The organism is Pseudoalteromonas sp. BSi20311 (genome assembly GCF_000239875.1).
Classification (GTDB): domain Bacteria; phylum Pseudomonadota; class Gammaproteobacteria; order Enterobacterales; family Alteromonadaceae; genus Pseudoalteromonas.
Genome location: NZ_BADU01000188.1, coordinates 1 through 17,256 on the forward strand (window position 1 = coordinate 1; position 17,256 = coordinate 17,256).

18 protein-coding genes are annotated in these 17,256 nt (G+C 40.2%); 10 read left to right on the forward strand and 8 right to left on the reverse strand.

Annotated features, from left to right (window positions below; genetic code table 11):
* Positions 1-106: 106 nt before the first annotated feature.
* Positions 107-847, reverse strand: coding sequence for a glycosyltransferase family 2 protein (locus tag P20311_RS17750; RefSeq protein ID WP_008115452.1), 741 nt, complete (start codon positions 845-847; stop codon positions 107-109).
* A 210-nt stretch (positions 848-1,057) separates the two neighbouring features.
* On the opposite strand from P20311_RS17750, the gene P20311_RS17755 reads away from it, so the two are divergent.
* Positions 1,058-1,888, forward strand: coding sequence for a sulfurtransferase (locus P20311_RS17755; RefSeq protein WP_008115454.1), 831 nt, complete (start codon positions 1,058-1,060; stop codon positions 1,886-1,888).
* Between the two features lies 1 nt (position 1,889).
* On the opposite strand, the gene P20311_RS18840 is transcribed toward P20311_RS17755, so the two are convergent.
* Positions 1,890-2,240: a cysteine-rich CWC family protein gene (locus tag P20311_RS18840; RefSeq protein ID WP_035112598.1), complete on the reverse strand. Its 351-nt coding sequence runs from the start codon at positions 2,238-2,240 to the stop codon at positions 1,890-1,892.
* A gap of 43 nt (positions 2,241-2,283) precedes the next feature.
* Between P20311_RS18840 and P20311_RS17760 the strand changes: the two genes are divergently transcribed.
* Entirely contained in the window at positions 2,284-2,610 is a 327-nt protein-coding gene (locus tag P20311_RS17760; protein WP_008115457.1) for a hypothetical protein, read from the forward strand.
* A gap of 113 nt (positions 2,611-2,723) precedes the next feature.
* On the opposite strand, the gene P20311_RS17765 is transcribed toward P20311_RS17760, so the two are convergent.
* Positions 2,724-3,692, reverse strand: coding sequence for a class 1 fructose-bisphosphatase (locus tag P20311_RS17765; RefSeq protein ID WP_008115459.1), 969 nt, complete (start codon positions 3,690-3,692; stop codon positions 2,724-2,726).
* Positions 3,693-3,846: 154 nt separating this feature from the next.
* On the opposite strand from P20311_RS17765, the gene P20311_RS17770 reads away from it, so the two are divergent.
* Positions 3,847-6,276 carry a zinc-dependent metalloprotease gene (locus P20311_RS17770; RefSeq protein ID WP_008115460.1) on the forward strand — a complete coding sequence of 810 codons (2,430 nt, stop codon included), beginning with the start codon at positions 3,847-3,849 and terminating at the stop codon, positions 6,274-6,276.
* Positions 6,277-6,415: 139 nt separating this feature from the next.
* Positions 6,416-7,189: a YggN family protein gene (locus tag P20311_RS17775; RefSeq protein ID WP_008115461.1), complete on the forward strand. Its 774-nt coding sequence runs from the start codon at positions 6,416-6,418 to the stop codon at positions 7,187-7,189.
* Positions 7,190-7,264: 75 nt separating this feature from the next.
* Here the strand turns inward: P20311_RS17775 and rsuA are convergent, their stop codons facing one another.
* On the reverse strand, positions 7,265-7,963 hold the full coding sequence (gene rsuA / locus P20311_RS17780; protein ID WP_008115462.1) for a 16S rRNA pseudouridine(516) synthase RsuA: 699 nt from the start codon (positions 7,961-7,963) through the stop codon (positions 7,265-7,267).
* 58 nt (positions 7,964-8,021) lie between these two features.
* On the opposite strand from rsuA, the gene zapE reads away from it, so the two are divergent.
* On the forward strand, positions 8,022-9,131 hold the full coding sequence (gene zapE, locus P20311_RS17785) for a cell division protein ZapE (RefSeq protein ID WP_008115463.1): 1,110 nt from the start codon (positions 8,022-8,024) through the stop codon (positions 9,129-9,131).
* A gap of 83 nt (positions 9,132-9,214) precedes the next feature.
* On the opposite strand, the gene galE is transcribed toward zapE, so the two are convergent.
* A complete protein-coding gene (gene galE / locus P20311_RS17790; protein ID WP_008115464.1) occupies positions 9,215-10,231 on the reverse strand; it encodes a UDP-glucose 4-epimerase GalE in 1,017 nt (338 codons plus the stop codon).
* Between the two features lie 251 nt (positions 10,232-10,482).
* Here galE and P20311_RS17795 point away from each other — a divergent pair, with 251 nt between their 5' ends.
* Positions 10,483-10,971: a DUF3016 domain-containing protein gene (locus P20311_RS17795; protein ID WP_008115465.1), complete on the forward strand. Its 489-nt coding sequence runs from the start codon at positions 10,483-10,485 to the stop codon at positions 10,969-10,971.
* Between the two features lie 53 nt (positions 10,972-11,024).
* Here P20311_RS17795 and P20311_RS17800 read toward each other — a convergent pair whose 3' ends face one another.
* Positions 11,025-11,315, reverse strand: coding sequence for a hypothetical protein (locus tag P20311_RS17800; protein ID WP_008115466.1), 291 nt, complete (start codon positions 11,313-11,315; stop codon positions 11,025-11,027).
* 116 nt (positions 11,316-11,431) lie between these two features.
* On the opposite strand from P20311_RS17800, the gene P20311_RS17805 reads away from it, so the two are divergent.
* Positions 11,432-11,641 (forward strand): hypothetical protein, encoded by a 210-nt coding sequence (locus tag P20311_RS17805; RefSeq protein WP_008115467.1) that lies wholly within the window; start codon positions 11,432-11,434, stop codon positions 11,639-11,641.
* Here the strand turns inward: P20311_RS17805 and epmB are convergent.
* Positions 11,638-12,651, reverse strand: coding sequence for an EF-P beta-lysylation protein EpmB (epmB, locus tag P20311_RS17810; protein ID WP_008115469.1), 1,014 nt, complete (start codon positions 12,649-12,651; stop codon positions 11,638-11,640). The genes P20311_RS17805 and epmB overlap by 4 nt on opposite strands.
* Before the next feature lie 40 nt (positions 12,652-12,691).
* Here epmB and efp point away from each other — a divergent pair, with 40 nt between their 5' ends.
* Positions 12,692-13,258, forward strand: coding sequence for an elongation factor P (gene efp, locus P20311_RS17815; protein ID WP_010390517.1), 567 nt, complete (start codon positions 12,692-12,694; stop codon positions 13,256-13,258).
* A gap of 60 nt (positions 13,259-13,318) precedes the next feature.
* Positions 13,319-14,293, forward strand: coding sequence for an elongation factor P--(R)-beta-lysine ligase (gene epmA, locus P20311_RS17820; RefSeq protein WP_008115473.1), 975 nt, complete (start codon positions 13,319-13,321; stop codon positions 14,291-14,293).
* A 277-nt stretch (positions 14,294-14,570) separates the two neighbouring features.
* Here epmA and P20311_RS17825 read toward each other — a convergent pair whose 3' ends face one another.
* Complete coding sequence (locus tag P20311_RS17825) at positions 14,571-16,670, reverse strand: TonB-dependent receptor (protein ID WP_008115475.1); 2,100 nt, start codon at positions 16,668-16,670, stop codon at positions 14,571-14,573.
* A gap of 102 nt (positions 16,671-16,772) precedes the next feature.
* Here P20311_RS17825 and P20311_RS17830 point away from each other — a divergent pair, with 102 nt between their 5' ends.
* Positions 16,773-17,171 carry a thioesterase family protein gene (locus P20311_RS17830; protein WP_008115476.1) on the forward strand — a complete coding sequence of 133 codons (399 nt, stop codon included), beginning with the start codon at positions 16,773-16,775 and terminating at the stop codon, positions 17,169-17,171.
* The last annotated feature ends 85 nt before the right edge of the window (positions 17,172-17,256 follow it).

The window sequence follows — 17,256 nt, forward strand, 5'->3', positions numbered from 1 at the left end:
TTATTTTATTGTTTGTAGCTTAATAGTCTTTAAGCGAAATAGATTCATTTAAAAAATCCAGTATATGTAATTAGACTCAATAGTATTATTCTATGAAAGCTATATATTATTTATAAGCTGAGAAAAGGTATTTGTTAAAACTGTATTGGCTTTGGATAACAGCTATAACGAAACCGGCTCTTCCATCTAAAAAACCTAGCCTTAAAAAATAATGTCGAATAAAAGCAAATATGGCAGAGCCAGTAGCTTTTGATAATGAGGCTTTTTTTCCTTTTTGAATTATTTGCTTTGCGCCTAAGTTAGCATAGTGGTTTCTTTTATTAAGATAGGTAAAAATATCTTGGTGCTGGAAGTGTAAAATGTTTTCTTTTAGTGTAATTAGCTCACAGTCTTTTGTTATAACAGATTCATGCACTAAGTTTCTGTTGTAACTTGTTTTTTTCTTGTTGTATATACGGGCAATATGATCAGGGTGCCAGCCACTGTGATAAATAAACTGGCCACAAAAATATGTTAGCCGATTTATTCTTAATACATTTTCTTCACTACACCTAGGCAAAGTATTAAGTATCTCATTTTTTAATGTTTCACTAACTTCTTCATCGCAGTCAATAGCAAAAATCCAGTCGTTACTAGCTAACTGTTCAGCTCTTCGACGTTGCTCGCCAAATCCTTGCCAATCCTCTCTAATGAATATCTTATCGGTGTATTTTTTTGCAATTTCGAGTGTATTATCTGTACTGCCTGAGTCAAGCAGAATAATCTCGTCAGCCCATTTAACTGATTCTAAACAGCGGGCAATTGTATTTTCCTCATTCTTACAAATAATACAAACAGATAGTTTCAAAATATTCTTCTCATAATTAAGTTACTGACGATAGATCCTAACATAAATCCATCTACAAATTAGTTACTATAGTATTCCAAAGTATTACTTCTATGACCATTTTTATAGCTATTTTTAAATAACCAATGCTAAAGTTGATATTACCTAATTACTTAGTATTGTTTAATCTAATAGTTTGATTATATGGTTCTTTACTCTAGGGGATTTTTTATGAAACATCTTGTTGATGCAAAGTGGCTTAACATGCGTTTAAAGCAAGCTAACCTGGTTATTTTTGATGCGGGTATGTTACGTCCCTCAGCTGCGGGGGAGTACTCACCCGTTGCCATGCTACCTAAAGCACAACGGTTTGATATCAAAAAAGAACTCGCAGATCCCTCAAACCCATTGCCTAATACCTTGTGTAGTGCAGAACAATTTACTCAAGTGATGCAAAAAGCGGGAGTGAATCACGATTCACTTGTGGTGATTTATGAAGATGCAGGGTTATTCAGTGCAGCTAGAGCTTGGTGGATGTTTAAAGCCATGGGGTTTGATAACGTAAAAGTCCTCAGTGGCGGTTTAGCCAAGTGGCTTGAACTTGGGCTTCCGGTTGAATCAAACTATACACAAGCATCATTAAAAGGCGATTTTATTGCTCAATACCGGCCTGATTACTTTATTGATAAAAAACAGGTGCTAAGTGCTACTGAGGATGCCAATACAGTTATTTTAGATGCACGCGCTTATGAGCGCTTTACCGGCAAAAGTAGTGAGCCAAGAGCCGGAATGCGCAGCGGCCATATTATTAATAGCTATTCGCTACCTTTAAATAGTCTATTAGAAAATGGCGAGGCAAAATCACTCGACTTTATAAAGGCAAAGTTTAATGAATTAGTTGGTAATGCAACCCACTTACAATTTAGCTGTGGCTCTGGCGTTACTGCCTGTGCGCTTGCGCTGTTCGCTGATGAATGCGGCTATAGTAATTTAAGTGTGTACGATGGCTCGTGGAGTGAATGGGGAGCCGACAGTTCACTGCCAATTGCAGCGGGAGAGTAGATTAATTGTAGGGACAATTTTTACACCCGTTTTTGCAGCAAGTACCCCGTTTTAAAAAATACCACTTACTAAACACCATGTAACTATTTTGCATGGTGTAATCTAACCCTTCAATTAAATTATCATTGCTTCTAAATTGTTTAGCAAAAGCGATTTGAGCTTTTATTGGTTGGGTGTATATAGTCTCTAAATAGCTATTTATTTTAGCAAGAGTACATGATCGGCATAAGCAGCTGGTTGCTGTATCATTGAGTGGTAAAATAGCGGGTAACTGATAACACCAACATGCGGTTATATCATTAACATTACAGTTAAGCGTTGTATTACATTGGCTGCAGTTTATCTGGGTCATTTTAGGTCTTATTAACAGTAGAGCAGCAAGAATAACAAACATTATGAATATACAAAAAGCATTGGCTGAATTTATTACATTTGGCGAGCAAAGAGATAGTGCCATTAGTGTGATTGTTTCAACCGCAGCAAGCAATAAAATCTACCTGTACACACTCACAAAGCCTGTACTAATTAATGTACTTACGCGTTGTTTCAATAAAGAAATTGATATTGACGATTTACAGCTGTGGGCAAATGTTATTGAGTCGCGAGATGACATAAATTGCGCTGAGCATGAAGGTGTTATTTACGCGCTAAGTAATAGCGAGCAAATGGGCGAGTTGACTCATCAAAAGCTCGCACAGTTGTTAAAGCTGTTACAACAGTAGCAGGTGGTTATCAGAAAGTATGAAAGGTTTTAAGCAACAGTTTTCAGATGTTAGTAACCACTACTGGGCTAATCTCTAGCTGACAACTGAAACCTAAAACCTGTTCTTAAAGTTTACTTATGATAGCTCAAGCAAGTTTCTACTTCGTCTTTAGAGCCTAAAATAACCGCAACACGCTGATGGATGGCATCAGGCTGAATATCCATAATACGCTCAGTGCCTGTTGAAGCAATACCACCTGCTTGCTCTACTAGCATTGCCATTGGGTTTGCTTCGTAAAGTAAACGCAGTTTGTTAGGCTTATTAGGATCTTTAGTATCAGTTGGGTAAGTAAATAAGCCACCACGACTAAGTACACGGTGTACATCGCCAACCATTGCAGCAATCCAACGCATATTGAAGTTTTGAGCACGAGGGCCTGTATCTCCGGCAAGTAAATCATTAATGTAGTTTTGCATCGCCGGTTCCCAGTGGCGCTGGTTTGAGGCATTAATTGCAAATTCATTGGTTTTAGCAGGAATAGCGGCAAAATCTTGGGTAAGTAAAAAGCTACCTTGGGTTTTATCTAAGGTAAACATGCGTGTACCTTTACCCGTTGTTAGCGCAAGCATGGTCGATGGCCCATACAGTACGTAACCTGCAGCTACTTGTTGATGCCCAGGTTGCATAAAAATCTTTTCATCAGCAGCATCAGAGCCCACCGGCGCTTTCATAATAGAAAATATAGTGCCTACTAGCGAGTTAATATCGGTATTTGACGAACCATCAAGTGGGTCAAATGCAACAATGTACTCAGCATCTGGATTACCGGCAACGGTATAATCTTCTTCTTCAGAGGCAATCGCTTTAACTGTGCCTGACTCCAGCAATATATCTTTTAATAACTGATTAGACAGTACATCGAGTTTCTTTTGTGTTTCGCCTTGAATGTTTTCATCGAGGGTTGAGCCTAATACGCCCGATAATTCACCTTGACCGACGCGAAATGAAATTTCTTTACATGCCGCTAAAATAGTACGAATTAACGACAAAAGTTCTCTTGAACAGCCATCTTCTAGTAATACTGGTGGGAGTCTACGCATTCTTTTTTCCTGATAACGTGTTAAAACTAATCATAATGTGAGAGAAATTAGTTTAGAGCGCTGAAATTCGTCTTAAATAACTGTATTGTATAAATAACCCCCTATAATGGGGTAGCTACATCGCATTTAAAACGCTAATAACAAAGATAAGATTATGCAAAAAATATCACGATTAAGTTACATACTCTTTACTGTGCTGCTCTGTATGATAACCCAAGCGCACGCAGCAATTAAGTCTATTGACGAATTTACTGAAAAAATGAACCATTTCCCGGGTTATTTTTCTTTCTTTTACGATACGCAAAACGGCAATGTGTATTTAAAGGTCGATAAACTTGAACAACAATTTTTATTACAACACAGCTTACCTTATGGCGTTGGTTCTAACGACATAGGTTTAGATAGAGGCCAATTAGGCGGTACTTATTTGGTACAGTTTGAGCGCTTCGGCAATAAGGTTATGTTGCGCGCTGTAAATACTTACTACCGTGCTAACACAAGTAATCTAGCAGAGCAGCAAAGCGTTAAAGAAGCGTTTGCATCCAGTATTTTGGCGGGTTTTAAAGTTGTCGCGCAAGATGACAATGCTGCATTAATTGATTACACCCCCTATTTACTAAGCGATGTACATGGCGTAAGCCGTACTTTAGCTGCGCGCAAGCAAGGGCAGTTTAGCCTTGATGAGTCACGCAGTGCGGTATTTATGAATCGCTCAAAAGCATTTGTAAAAAATACTGAACTTGAAGCCATTCTCACCTTTAAAGGGTCTAAACCAGGTGAATATGTGCGCCAAGTGAGTGCTGATCCATACGCGCTAACCGTGCATATGCACCATTCATTAATCAAATTGCCTGATGACAATTACACGCCACGTAAATTCAGCCCGCAATCGGGTTATTGGAGTGTGGAGCATAAAAATTATGCAGCAGGGCTCGATGAGTCTATGTATGTGCGTCACATTCCACGCCATCGGTTAATAAAAAAAGATCCGAGTCTGGCTGTAAGTGAACCGGTCGAACCCATTGTGTATTACTTAGACCCTGGCGTACCTGAACCAGTAAAAACGGCTTTATTAGAAGGCGGGCAATGGTGGAATGACGCCTTTAATGCAGCAGGATATAAAAATGCATTTGAAGTTAAAGTGCTACCAGATAATGCTGATCCTATGGATGTGCGCTACAACGTTATTCAATGGGTGCATCGCGCAACTCGTGGTTGGTCTTATGGCAGTTCAATTATAGACCCACGTACAGGCGAAATTATTAAAGGCCATGTCACACTAGGATCGCTACGAGTACGCCAAGATATTTTAATTGCTGAATCACTGGCAGCGCCTTATTTAAAAGGCAATGAAGTAGCAAGTACCTTACAGGCAATGGCACTTGATCGTATTCGTCAACTCAGTGCTCACGAAATTGGTCATACACTGGGTATTGCGCACAACTTTGCTGCGTCAGTAAATAATCGTGCTTCGGTGATGGATTATCCACATCCGTTATTGAGCTTTGCAGATAATGGTCAGTTAGATGTATCTCAAGGTTATGCTAAAGGCATGGGGGCATGGGATACCCAAGTGATCAAATATGGCTACAGTGATTTTACCGGCCAAGATGAAAGCGCAGCACTCGCTGCTATTTTACAGCAAAATAAAGCGCAAGGTTTGGCGTTTATTTCTGACAGTGATGCCCGTGCAAAAGGTGGGGCGCACCCTACAGCGCATCTTTGGGATAATGGCAGTAATCCAAGTGAAGAATTACTTAGAGTGCTTGATGTGCGAAAGCAGGCGCTTGGGCAGTTTGGTATTAATAATATAAAAACTGGGGTTGCGCTATCGCAATTGGAAGAAAAGCTAGTACCGCTTTATTTGTTCCACCGTTATCAAGTTGAAGCGGTTGCTAAGCTTATCGCGGGCGTTGATTATGACTATGAGATACGCAGTGATGCACCCGTTAAAGGCGCTCAAGTTGTAACTAAAGATGCTCAACAACAAGCGGTTAATGCCATTTTAGCGACCCTAAAAGCAAGCAACTTAACGATTCCAGAGTCGATACTTTCCTTAATCGTACCTAAAGCGTATGGCGAGTCTAAATCACGAGAAAGTATAGTGGGTCGTACCGGCTTAACTATGGATGCACTTGCATTACCTGAAGTCGCCGCGCAGCATAGCTTATCGCTATTACTTAATGCTCAACGATTAAATCGTTTAGCACAGCAACAAGCACGTGATAACCGCTTTTATGGCTTAGATGAGCTGCTTAAACAATTAAATAAGCAGGTGTTTAATGTATCAGCGCCTGCCACCATGACAGGAAAAGTAACGCAACGAGTACAGTACTTAACGGCAAAAACTATGGCTGATCTTGTCGCTAGCCAAACACTAAGTCCAGAGGTGCAAGCGCAACTGCATTTTTACTTAAATAAACTAGCGGATGAGTTTAATCAACACTCTTTACTGAGCCATCCTGAAGTAGGTGACAGCGCATTTAAAGACTATTTAGCGGCGCAAATTAATCAGTTTTTAACAACAGGCCAGTGGCCTGATAACTTTAAAGCGTTACCCATACCACCAGGCTCACCTATTTAATAGTACAAGCCAGAGGATAAAGGCGCTGTATAAACGTTACGTTTCATGGTGCCTTGTTTTTAGGGTGTTACTTTTGCTTGCATAAAGTTGGTTTTTTGTTAATCTAGCCACCCCCTATTTTAGTCTTTTTGAGGTGTTTATGGCGTTTTTATCTCGTTCGATATTGGCGTTATCAATGGCACTTTTAAGCTGCAATGCAATCGCACAAAAGCAATGTGATGTTGAACTTCGTCATGGTTTAATTATTACCGATGATGTGATCCGTATTGTTGATAAAGGCCAAACTAGGGTGCAAATTAACAATAATAATCAACTGTTTATTCGAGGCTACTGGGTCGATTTAAGTACCGACGAAAGTAAAGTGCTAGAACAATTTAGCAATGGTATTCGTCAAACGGTTCCAGAGCTGGTCGATTTAGCGACTGATGGCGTAAACCTTGGGCTTAGTGCTATTGAGCATGTTGTTGAGGGCATGTCAGATAAAGAACCCGAAGTGCTAAAAACGCAATTACAATATGTAGAGCGTGCACTTATGGATAAGTTTAAGCGTGGCGACGACTTCTTTTTTATAGCCCCTCAATCGCTTTCCCAAATTGATGATTTTTTTACTAAAGAAATTAGCCAAAAAATACACTCTGCAGTACATGGCTCTTTGGGGGCTATTTTAATGTCGCTCGGGGATGCGTTTAAATCTCGAGAAGGCAATATAGAAGACCGCATGAACGACATGGGGCAACGCATGGATATCATCACCAAAGAAATCGATAAGTCGTTGCAAAAAAAAGCCCACCAATTAGAACTTAAAGCCTCTGAATATTGTGAATGCTTAAATTCTCTTGATATTACAGAGTCTCGCCTACAAGCCATTGTACCCGGGATGACAGACTTTGATTTAGTGCAGATTAAATCATAAGAGCAGGTTTTAGGCGTCAGGTTTCAGAAAGGGCTGCGGTCAGTTTGAAGCTGTTTTCCTAATACCTAAACAGCCTTACAGTTTTATCTCTGCGGCGGTTAGTGGGCGGTATTCACCTGCAGCCAGATCTTCACCTAACTTTATACCCGCAATTTGTTCACGATGTAATTCAACTACTTTGTTATCTACCGCTGCTAGCATACGTTTTACTTGGTGATACTTACCCTCAGAAATAGACAAGCGTAAACCATAATTCCCCAAGCGCTCAGCAATAGCAGGGCGAGTTAAATCTTTTTCATTGTGAAGCTGTACACCGTCGCGTAATTGCTGCAGTGCATCATCGGTAATCGGCTCTTGGGTTTCAACCAAATAGGTTTTAAATTTATTCTTTTTCGGCGAGGTAATTTTGTGTGACCAGTCGCCATCGTTAGTAATAAGCACTAGGCCAGTGGTGTCTATGTCTAAACGCCCAGCAATGTGAAAATCGGCCATGTTTGGCTCATCAAGCAAATCAAATACGGTTTTGTGTAACTCATCTGAATTAGCGCATACATAACCTACCGGCTTATTGAGCATAAAGTAGCGTTTACCTAAAAAAACTAATGGCTCGTCATAAAACAGCACGTCATCTTGTTGAGTAACTTGAAAGTCGAATGCCGTGATCACCTCGCCATTAACGCTAGCCGCTTGGCTTTTTATTGCCGCACGGGCTTTTGAGCGTGGTAACTCTGCTAAATGGCTAATAAATTTATCTAAACGGCAAGGAAATTTCATGTTGTTCACATTTTTAGTCGGCTACAATGACCGCGAGTATAGCGGATAGTGAAATACCATGACAGAGCCCAGCACAGAAATTTTAAGCCTGTACCACCGCAAAGTTTCATCAGGAGAGCTTGTTTTTGATGCGGCGCAGCACCAAGCCGTGAGTGCGTTACAGTCTTTGAGTGAGCAATTAAATCAGCCAACAAGCTGGTGGCAAAAAGCACGGTTAATCAAAGGGGTATATTTATACGGTCCTGTTGGCCGAGGTAAATCTATGCTGATGGATTTATTTTATAAAAACTTACCCACAGAAAAAAAGCAGCGCCTGCATTTTCATCACTTTATTGAAAAAATTCATGCTCAATTGGCCAAGTTACAAGGGGATAAAAATCCGCTACAAATAATAGCTAAACAGTGGGCCAAAGAGATAAAGGTACTGTGCTTTGATGAGTTTTTTGTTAGTGATATTGGTGATGCCATGATCATGGCTCGGTTATTTAACGCTTTGTTTGAACAAGGCGTGGTACTAGTCGCAACCTCTAACGCAAAACCCGAGCAACTTTATTACAACGGTTTGCAACGCGCGCGATTTTTACCAACTATCGATTTAATAAATGCGCATTGTCATGTAATTAACGTAGCGGGGGAGGAAGACCACCGCTTCAGGTACGGTAGAAGCAGTCGTCATTATTTTATTAACTTGCCCGATGCTGAATTTGAGGCTGGGTTTTTATCCGCACATTCTCATGCAATGCGTAATAATACAATAACTGTGCATGGCCGAGTGCTTCCTTATTTATTAAAAACTGACGATGCTTTACTAATTGATTTTATGGCATTGTGCTCAGGCCCTCGTAGCGCCAATGACTATATGTTTTTAGCAGAACAGTTTTCGGTAGTATACATCGCGAATGTGCCAATAATGGGAAAAGAGGCAACTGGTAAAGTTATTGTGCATGGTATAGAAGACAGCTATCAGCGCGAAAAGCAGCAGTTAGATGAACATACTCTTGATGATGAAGCTAGGCGTTTTATTGCCTTAGTCGATGAGTTTTATGATTGCCATAAATTACTGGTTATTAATGCCCAGGCTGACATTAACGAGTTGTATCAAGGTAAAAAATTAAGTTTTGAATATGCGCGAACCCAGTCTCGCATTGTTGAAATGCAAAACTGGTAGAGGTAAAAAAGAGGTGCTAGGAATAAGGTTTTAGGCTCATATCAAACTAAAACCTAAAACCTAAAACCTAAAACCTAAAACCTCTATTTTCTGTATCCATTTGGATTATTTGATTGCCAGCGCCAAGTATCTTGCATCATCACATCAATACCACGCTCAGCTTGCCAACCTAGTTCACTAAGGGCTTTTTCTGGCGCAGCATAACAGGCTGCAATATCACCAGGGCGACGAGGCGACACCGCATAAGGGATAGCTTGGTCGCTAGCCTTAATAAACGCATTGACCATTTGTAATACTGAATAGCCGTTACCGGTACCAAGGTTATAAACAAGTGCGCCGGTTTCTGCGGCTATTTTATCAAGTGCTTTTAAATGCCCTAAGGCTAAATCCACAACATGAATGTAATCGCGCACACCAGTACCATCTACCGTGTCGTAATCATCGCCAAATATAGCGAGCTGCTTTAATTTACCAACCGCAACTTGTGAAATGAAAGGCAGTAAATTATTAGGAATGCCATTAGGATCTTCACCAATTAAACCTGACTCATGTGCACCAACAGGATTAAAGTAGCGCAAAATAGCAAACGCAAAGCGCTCATCTGATTTAGCGATATCTTGCAGCATCATTTCAACCATTAGTTTAGACGTACCATATGGGTTGGTTGTACCGCCAACGGGGAAGTCTTCGCGTATTGGTAAGCTTGCAGGGTCACCATAAACTGTTGCAGATGAGCTAAATACCAGTTTAAACACACCCGCGTCACGCATAGCATCAACTAGTGTTAATGTTCCTTGTACGTTATTTTGATAATACGCGATTGGTTTGGCTACCGACTCACCAACCGCTTTTAAACCTGCAAAATGAATTACACTATCAATGTTATGTTTTGCAAATACTGAGTCTAAAAAGGATTTATCTAAAATATCACCTTGATAAAAAGTAATTGCTTTACCGGTTATTTTTTTCACTCTCTCAAGTGACTCTTCAGAGGAGTTACTTAAGTTATCGATAACGATAACGTCGCTGCCTTGCTGTAAAAGTTCTAAAACGGTGTGTGAGCCAATATAGCCTGCGCCACCGGTTACTAAAATTGCCATGAATGCTCCTTGGAAACCTCTGTTCAATTACCCTAATTTCACCATAAATAATGAGTTTTTACATGTATTATTTTATTTGCTTTGTAATAGTATGATCGTAAACCGTACTTTCGATTACATTTTGTGCAATTTTAATAACACCTCAGCGTAAAGATTAAGTTATAGTTCATATGTAATTGCTAAAGTGATGTATAGCGATTTGTAAAATATTCAATTGATCACAATGATCAAAATACTCGTTGGAGAAACGTATGAACTTAGTTAAAAAAATAGCAATGTTGATGTGTATTGCACTACCGAGTGTTGTTTGCGCGGGTGAGGCTCAAGTGAAATGGCATGACTTTAATGATTATCGCGATGTACGCCCATCAAACCAAACTAAAGGCTCATACCATAAGCAAATAGCCAAAAGTATTGATGAACACTTTGCAAAGCTCAGCGAGCAACTTCCTAAAAACTACAGTTTAAAAATTGAAGTCACCGATTTAGATTTAGCCGGAGACGTACGCTATGGCGGTGTTAACGAAATTCGGGTGGTTAAACCCATTCACTTTCCACGCATTGAATTTAACTATGTGCTTAGTGATGAAAGTGGCGTTGTCGCACAAGAAGATAACGTAAGTCTAAAAGATATGGGTTTTATGGATAAAATTAAAATGGGTCGAGATGAAGCGTTTTACTACGAAAAACGCTTATTAACAGAGTGGTTTGGTGAGCAAGTTTTACCGCGAATTAAGTAACATAGCGCAAAACATCTGTTCAACAGGTGTTTTGCGCAGTAAGCCCAGAGTGCTTACTTAAAGGTGGCCAACAAGGTTAGTAAGTTTTGTAGTTTAATAACTGCTTGTTTTAGCTTTTCTTCATCAAAACCGTCGCTCGATAAGCTTTCTACATCAGCGGCAACGTCTAAAACGTACGGCTTAAAGCGTTTAGCTTCAAAGCTAAATCCAGCGTCCTCGGCAAATAAGGCTTTAAATTTTCCGTGGCCTTGCTGTTGTAACTCATCGAGTTTTTTATCAGCATCAAGCGCCTGACGGTAAACAATTTTTAAGTTGGCGTTGAGTTGTTCAATTATAGAATCCATGGTTTTCCTAAAGCTTAGTGCAATGTTGCCGATAAATACTTAAGTGGGTTGGTAAAGTAATTTACCAATTCAACGACTATAATACGTGTATTACATTTAAATGTCAGGTGTGAGTTATGAATATATCAGGTGGAAATCTACCTACAATCCCTGGTGCAGGCCAAGGCGCAGAGGTTTTAACTGCTGCTTTATCTAAAAAGCAACAGCAAGCTGATGGCGCCGCTGCACTTGCGCTTATTGAAGGTGCTACACAATCCTCAAGTGCGCAAACACCGGCTAAGTCGGTTACTGCAACACTTGGAAATAATGTAAACGTTTATGTTTAAACCAATTTGAGGTCAATAGGGGTTTTACTTTTTTGGCCCCCTATTTCTCTTACCAGTTTAGGCACTAAAAATCCTGGCAGGGCTTCTAAAAGCTCTGCCATTATTTTTATGGCCTGCGCCTCATCTATATCAAAATGACTTGCGCCTTCTACCTTATCCAGTAGGTGTAAGTAATAAGGCATTACGTCTGCATCAAATAGTGCTTCACTTAAGTTAATTTGTGCATCAACGGTATCGTTAACATCTTTTAAAATAACCGCCTGATTCAATAACAGTACATTGGCTTGTTTTAGCATCTTCATGGCGTTTTTAAAGTCATTATCTATTTCGTTAGCATGGTTAATATGGTTCACGAATATAATTTTTAGTGGTGACTTTGCTAATCTTTCACATAATTGTTCAGTAATGCGTGCAGGGATCACAACGGGTAAGCGGCTGTGTATGCGCATCCGTTTTATTTGTGGTATTTGCTCAAGCTCATCTAAAAACCAGCTTATGGCATCGTCTTTGGCCATTAGTGGATCGCCACCACTTAAAATCACTTCGTTAATATTTTTATCAGCTTGTATATAGCTCAATGCATCAATAAGGCTGCGTTTATTTAACTGGTTTTCTTGATAAGGAAAATGGCGTCTAAAGCAGTAGCGGCAATTTACCGCACAACCAGTTTTAAACATGACTAAAACACGTGATTGATATTTATGTAACAGACCTGGTTGATTGTTATCTTGCTCAAGTAGCGGATCTTTATTAAACCCCGACTTAGTTAAAAATTCTTGATGGCGAGGCATAACTTGCAGCAATAAAGGATCATTTGCATCGCCATGACGAATTTTTTTTATAAAAGGCAATGGCACACGAACAGGAAACAAGCTACGAGCTTTTATGTCGTTTTCATGGACTTGGCTCGATAAACCAACCATTTCTAACAACACTTTTGGGCAGGTAACTACATTTGCTAATTCTTTTTGCCAGTTTTTATGCAAATTTGCTTCATTTCTTTGTATCATTGGCACGTAGATTACTCGAAAAATATAAATAGAGGAAACGATGGCGAATTATAGCACCAACGAGTTCAAGGGCGGCCTAAAAATTATGATGGACGGCGAACCTTGCAGTATCTTAGAAAATGAAATGGTAAAACCGGGTAAAGGCCAAGCGTTTAACCGTGTTCGTATCCGTAAGCTTATCTCTGGCAAGGTACTTGAAAAAACCTTTAAATCGGGTGAATCGGTTGAAGGTGCTGATGTAATGGATACCGATTTAGCGTACCTATACACAGACGGTGAATTTTGGCATTTCATGAACAATGAAACATTTGAACAAATCGCTGCTGACGAAAAAGCACTGGGCGATGCTGGCAAATGGTTAGTTGAAAACGATGTATGTACTATTACATTATGGAACGGCAGCCCAATTGCTGTTACTCCACCAAACTTTGTTGAGCTTGAGATCACTGAAACTGATCCGGGCCTTAAAGGTGATACAGCGGGTACGGGTGGTAAACCAGCAACGCTTAGCACAGGTGCTGTAGTACGTGTTCCATTATTCGTACAAATTGGCGAAGTAATTAAAGTAGACACTCGTAATGGTGAATACGTGAGCCGTGTTAAGTAAGCAGCAACGCGTCTTATTAATTAAATCCCGGCTTAAGCTGGGATTTTTTTTGGAGAAAATATGTCAGCAGATCTTTGGAAGCCGAGTGCCAGCATAGAGATACTTAAGCAACGAGCAGCAATTATGCGCAGCATTCGGGAATTCTTTTATGAGCGTAATGTAATGGAAGTCGAAACACCGAGTTTAAGTGCTGCCAGTGTAACCGATGTGCATTTAGCCAGCTTTAATACTACATTTGTGGGCCCAGGCCATGCTGGTGGGCTACCCCTGTTTTTGCAAACATCTCCAGAGTTTGCGATGAAACGCTTGTTAGCAGCTGGCTCAGGCGCTATTTTTCAGCTTTGTAAGGCATTTAGAAATGAAGAAGCAGGCAGTCATCATAATCCTGAATTTACTATGCTCGAATGGTATCGGCCTGGGTTTGACGAATTTGCTTTAATGGACGAAATAGATGAGCTAATGCAGCTCATTCTTGAGGTTGCTCCTGCAGAGCGCGTTACCTACCAACAGGCATTTGAACGCGCGTTAGGGGTCGATCCATTAACTGCCTCTATCACGCAGTTACAACAACTCGCATGCGAACATGGCTTTGCTGATATTGCTAAAAATGAGACTCATAAAGATACCTTACTACAATTATTATTTTGTATGAAAGTAGAGCCAACAATAGGGCAAGATAAGCCATGTTTTGTGTATCACTTTCCAGCATCACAAGCGGCACTGGCACAAATTTGTGAACACGATGAGCGTGTAGCAGGGCGCTTTGAGTTGTATTACAAAAATATGGAGCTGGCTAACGGCTTTAATGAACTCACTAATGCTAAAGAACAAGCAAAAAGGTTTAACGAAGATAACACCTACCGTGCTGCCAATGGCTTAAAGCAGGTTCCTATGGATACGCGTTTAATTGCAGCATTGGAACATGGTTTAGAGCAATGTGCGGGGGTTGCATTAGGGATTGATAGATTAGTGATGCTAGCAACCAATAAACAAAAAATAAAAGAAGTGATTGCGTTTGATGTGGCCAGAGCTTAGGTGAATTATCGCTTCGGGTTGCCGGCGACGAGCTTAGGGCGGCGGGATTCGAGCTGATGTGCGTTCCCCGCTTATATAAAATCTAAACACAATGCTTGGTTAATTTTTTGCTGACCGCCGAAAGCCAAAACCTGAAAGCTACATTTTTAACTGTAATTTGTTTAAACCATTTGGACTGCGCGAGCGGCAGCAAGCTACTCGCCTACACAAAACTAAAACACCGCGTTTGCATTAAACGCGGTGTTTTTTTATCCCTAACTGACAACTGGTAGCTGTATTACAAATTGAGTGTAAACGTAACGCCCGCTACACGTGGCTCACCTAGTTGAATATAAGTTTGGCTTGTATAACCATCTAACGGGTTGTTACCAAATTCAAAGCCGCGAGTTGGAACGGTTTCATCAAACACATTACGTGCCCACGCACGAACAGCCCAGTTTTCTGCTTCGTAACCAAGGCTCGCATTTACTAAGTTTGTATTCGGAGCTTGTGCATTATGGCTGTCTGAGAAGTAATAATCATCTTTGCCTTCAACACCTAACATAGCATATAGCTCATCAGTAACATTGTAGCGTGCACTAAATGCGTATTGATATTTAGGTGCTTGTGCTTGCTCGCGGCCATCTTGGTTTAAGCCTGATTTAGTTACAAAGTCGTTTATTTTCGTATCTAAATAGCCAGCGCTACCGCTAATGAGTAAATTATCAGTAAGTAAGTAGCTGCCTTCAATTTCAAGACCGTAGTTGCTGCCAGAGCTGGCATTGGCGACATAACCGGTAAATTGTTGATCTGATACTTGCCACGACTTTAATTGAATATTATCGCGATGCATATAAAAAGCAGCTAAACGCAGGGTAAACTTGTCATCTAGCGATGAGCCTTTAACACCAAACTCACCACTCCACAAGTACTCTGGGTCAAAGCTGGTATGCTGTTTGAAAAAATCAGCATCTAAGCTTAAACCTTCATCTTTTGCTTTTGCTAGCGCTTCTGAATTAATACCACCGGCTTTGTAACCGCGGGTGATACTGGTATAAATCATGGTGCGGTCAATAACTTGGTATTCAAGTGCAATTTTACCACCGAGCATAATATCGTCAGTTTCTTCAATAAAGCCGTTACTATCGGTGTAATCACCTTGATATTGCTCAATTCGTAAACCAGTAATAAGCGTAGTTTTTGGGCCAATTGCTGTGGCTAATTGGCCATAAGCTGCAATGTTATTAGTTTCATAGGTTGAAGAAAACGGGTTGGCTAACCACGTATATTGACGCTCTAAATCCACATCACGGTTTTGATAGTAAATACCCGCAACCCAGTTACCTGCTTTACCAGTAAATTGCAGATCGAGCGCTTGATCATCACGATCGCGGCTATAAATATCTGTTGAACTATAACCATCAGGATGTAAACCGGCGGCACATAATTGCGGCTTATTAGTATCGTTACACACCCAGTCTTCATCAAAGCTATAAAAAAGTTCTGTATCAATGGCTGAAAGGTTTAAGTTGACATCAAAGGCATCAAAACCAGTGTAAGTATTATTCAGGCCAATAGCATAACTTTGTTGATTATCTTCGCCTGGTTGATCAGCAAGGCTGTTGCGAGAATTATCAAGAGTAAATGCATCGTAGCCGTTATTAATATCAATATAATGCAGGTTAAGTTCTGAATTTAAATGAGCTGTGAGTTGGCTGTTTAATTTAAAGCGTGCAACTTGCTCATCTTGATCTTGAGTGGGTTTATCTAAATAAAGGTTGTCTACGTAGCCGTCAGACTTTCTGCGAAAGTAGCTAACGCGGGCACTGGTGTCATCTGTTAAACCGGTACTAGCAGCAAGGCCTGCTTCGTGGCTGTTATAAGTGCCAGCGCCTAAATGTAATTTTAAGCTAGGATCGCTGGTTGCACTAGCTGATTGCATTTGGATCATGCCCGCCATGCCATCTGCACCAAAACGTGTACCTTGAGGACCGCGATAAATTTCTACTTGGTCAATATCAAACAATAATGAACTACCACCTAAGCCTGAATAATTAATACCGTCAATTACTAAGCCCACAGATGGATTTATCGGATCAACAAATTGCGAGCGTAAACCGACACCGCGAATTTGAATATAACGACCGCGAGACGCACCAGCAGCAAAGTTTACATTGGCTGCACTGGCTAACATTTCGTCTAAATACGTTGCACCACGTTGATTCATTTCATTTTCAGAAAATAAGCTGGCACTGGCGCTTAATGTTTGAATGCTTTCTTGCTGAAAGTCACCGGTAACAATGATTTTCTCTAGCTCGGTGTCATCTGCGTTAGCATATATAGGTGCTGCGAGCAGGGGTAATAACGTGGCTGTAATTAAAGACAAACGTAAGTTCATTAGGTTACTTAACTCCATTTTAGGGACTTGTATGGTAGCAATTATTTCAACACTTGTGCTATAAACGCGGCAATTATACGTTAAATAATTGGGATTACTAATATGACCTTTAAAGTAGACTTTAAGGTACGCGACTACGAATGTGACTTACAAGGTATTGTGAATAACAGTGTTTATTTTAATTATCTTGAGCACGCTCGCCACGAATTTTTATACGCACACGGCGTTGATTTTGCACAACTTGCGAAAGATAAAATTAACTTAGTAGTGATACGCAGTGAAATGGATTACAAACATTCCCTATTGCCTGGAGATGAGTTTTATGTGGCGATAGAGCCTGTGCGTATTAGTCGTCTTAAGTTTGCATTTAAACAAACGGTAGTGCGCAAACTAGATGAAAAAGTGATGCTCAATGCCTTAGTTATTGGTACATCGGTTAATGAGAAAGGTCGTCCATTTTTACCACCACAGATAGATAACTTATTCCAAGCAGTTGCATAGTGCTAAATAGCGTAACTTTTAAACAAAAATTTACATTTAAAATATGCATTTTTAACGGATAAACCTGACAAATATTGATACTATT

What these genes read in the sequence shown, in the direction of transcription:
- rsuA (WP_008115462.1), bottom strand. Translation starts at nt 7,963, where the DNA reads ATGAAATTTCCTTGCCGTTTAGATAAATTTATTAGCCATTTAGCAGAG.
- P20311_RS17805 (WP_008115467.1), top strand. Translation starts at nt 11,432, where the DNA reads ATGAATATATCAGGTGGAAATCTACCTACAATCCCTGGTGCAGGCCAA.
- P20311_RS17755 (WP_008115454.1), top strand. Translation starts at nt 1,058, where the DNA reads ATGAAACATCTTGTTGATGCAAAGTGGCTTAACATGCGTTTAAAGCAA.
- epmA (WP_008115473.1), top strand. Translation starts at nt 13,319, where the DNA reads ATGTCAGCAGATCTTTGGAAGCCGAGTGCCAGCATAGAGATACTTAAG.
- P20311_RS17830 (WP_008115476.1), top strand. Translation starts at nt 16,773, where the DNA reads ATGACCTTTAAAGTAGACTTTAAGGTACGCGACTACGAATGTGACTTA.
- P20311_RS17795 (WP_008115465.1), top strand. Translation starts at nt 10,483, where the DNA reads ATGAACTTAGTTAAAAAAATAGCAATGTTGATGTGTATTGCACTACCG.
- P20311_RS17800 (WP_008115466.1), bottom strand. Translation starts at nt 11,315, where the DNA reads ATGGATTCTATAATTGAACAACTCAACGCCAACTTAAAAATTGTTTAC.
- epmB (WP_008115469.1), bottom strand. Translation starts at nt 12,651, where the DNA reads ATGATACAAAGAAATGAAGCAAATTTGCATAAAAACTGGCAAAAAGAA.
- zapE (WP_008115463.1), top strand. Translation starts at nt 8,022, where the DNA reads ATGACAGAGCCCAGCACAGAAATTTTAAGCCTGTACCACCGCAAAGTT.
- P20311_RS17760 (WP_008115457.1), top strand. Translation starts at nt 2,284, where the DNA reads ATGAATATACAAAAAGCATTGGCTGAATTTATTACATTTGGCGAGCAA.
- P20311_RS17765 (WP_008115459.1), bottom strand. Translation starts at nt 3,692, where the DNA reads ATGCGTAGACTCCCACCAGTATTACTAGAAGATGGCTGTTCAAGAGAA.
- efp (WP_010390517.1), top strand. Translation starts at nt 12,692, where the DNA reads ATGGCGAATTATAGCACCAACGAGTTCAAGGGCGGCCTAAAAATTATG.
- galE (WP_008115464.1), bottom strand. Translation starts at nt 10,231, where the DNA reads ATGGCAATTTTAGTAACCGGTGGCGCAGGCTATATTGGCTCACACACC.
- P20311_RS17770 (WP_008115460.1), top strand. Translation starts at nt 3,847, where the DNA reads ATGCAAAAAATATCACGATTAAGTTACATACTCTTTACTGTGCTGCTC.
- P20311_RS17825 (WP_008115475.1), bottom strand. Translation starts at nt 16,670, where the DNA reads ATGAACTTACGTTTGTCTTTAATTACAGCCACGTTATTACCCCTGCTC.
- P20311_RS17775 (WP_008115461.1), top strand. Translation starts at nt 6,416, where the DNA reads ATGGCGTTTTTATCTCGTTCGATATTGGCGTTATCAATGGCACTTTTA.
- P20311_RS18840 (WP_035112598.1), bottom strand. Translation starts at nt 2,240, where the DNA reads ATGACCCAGATAAACTGCAGCCAATGTAATACAACGCTTAACTGTAAT.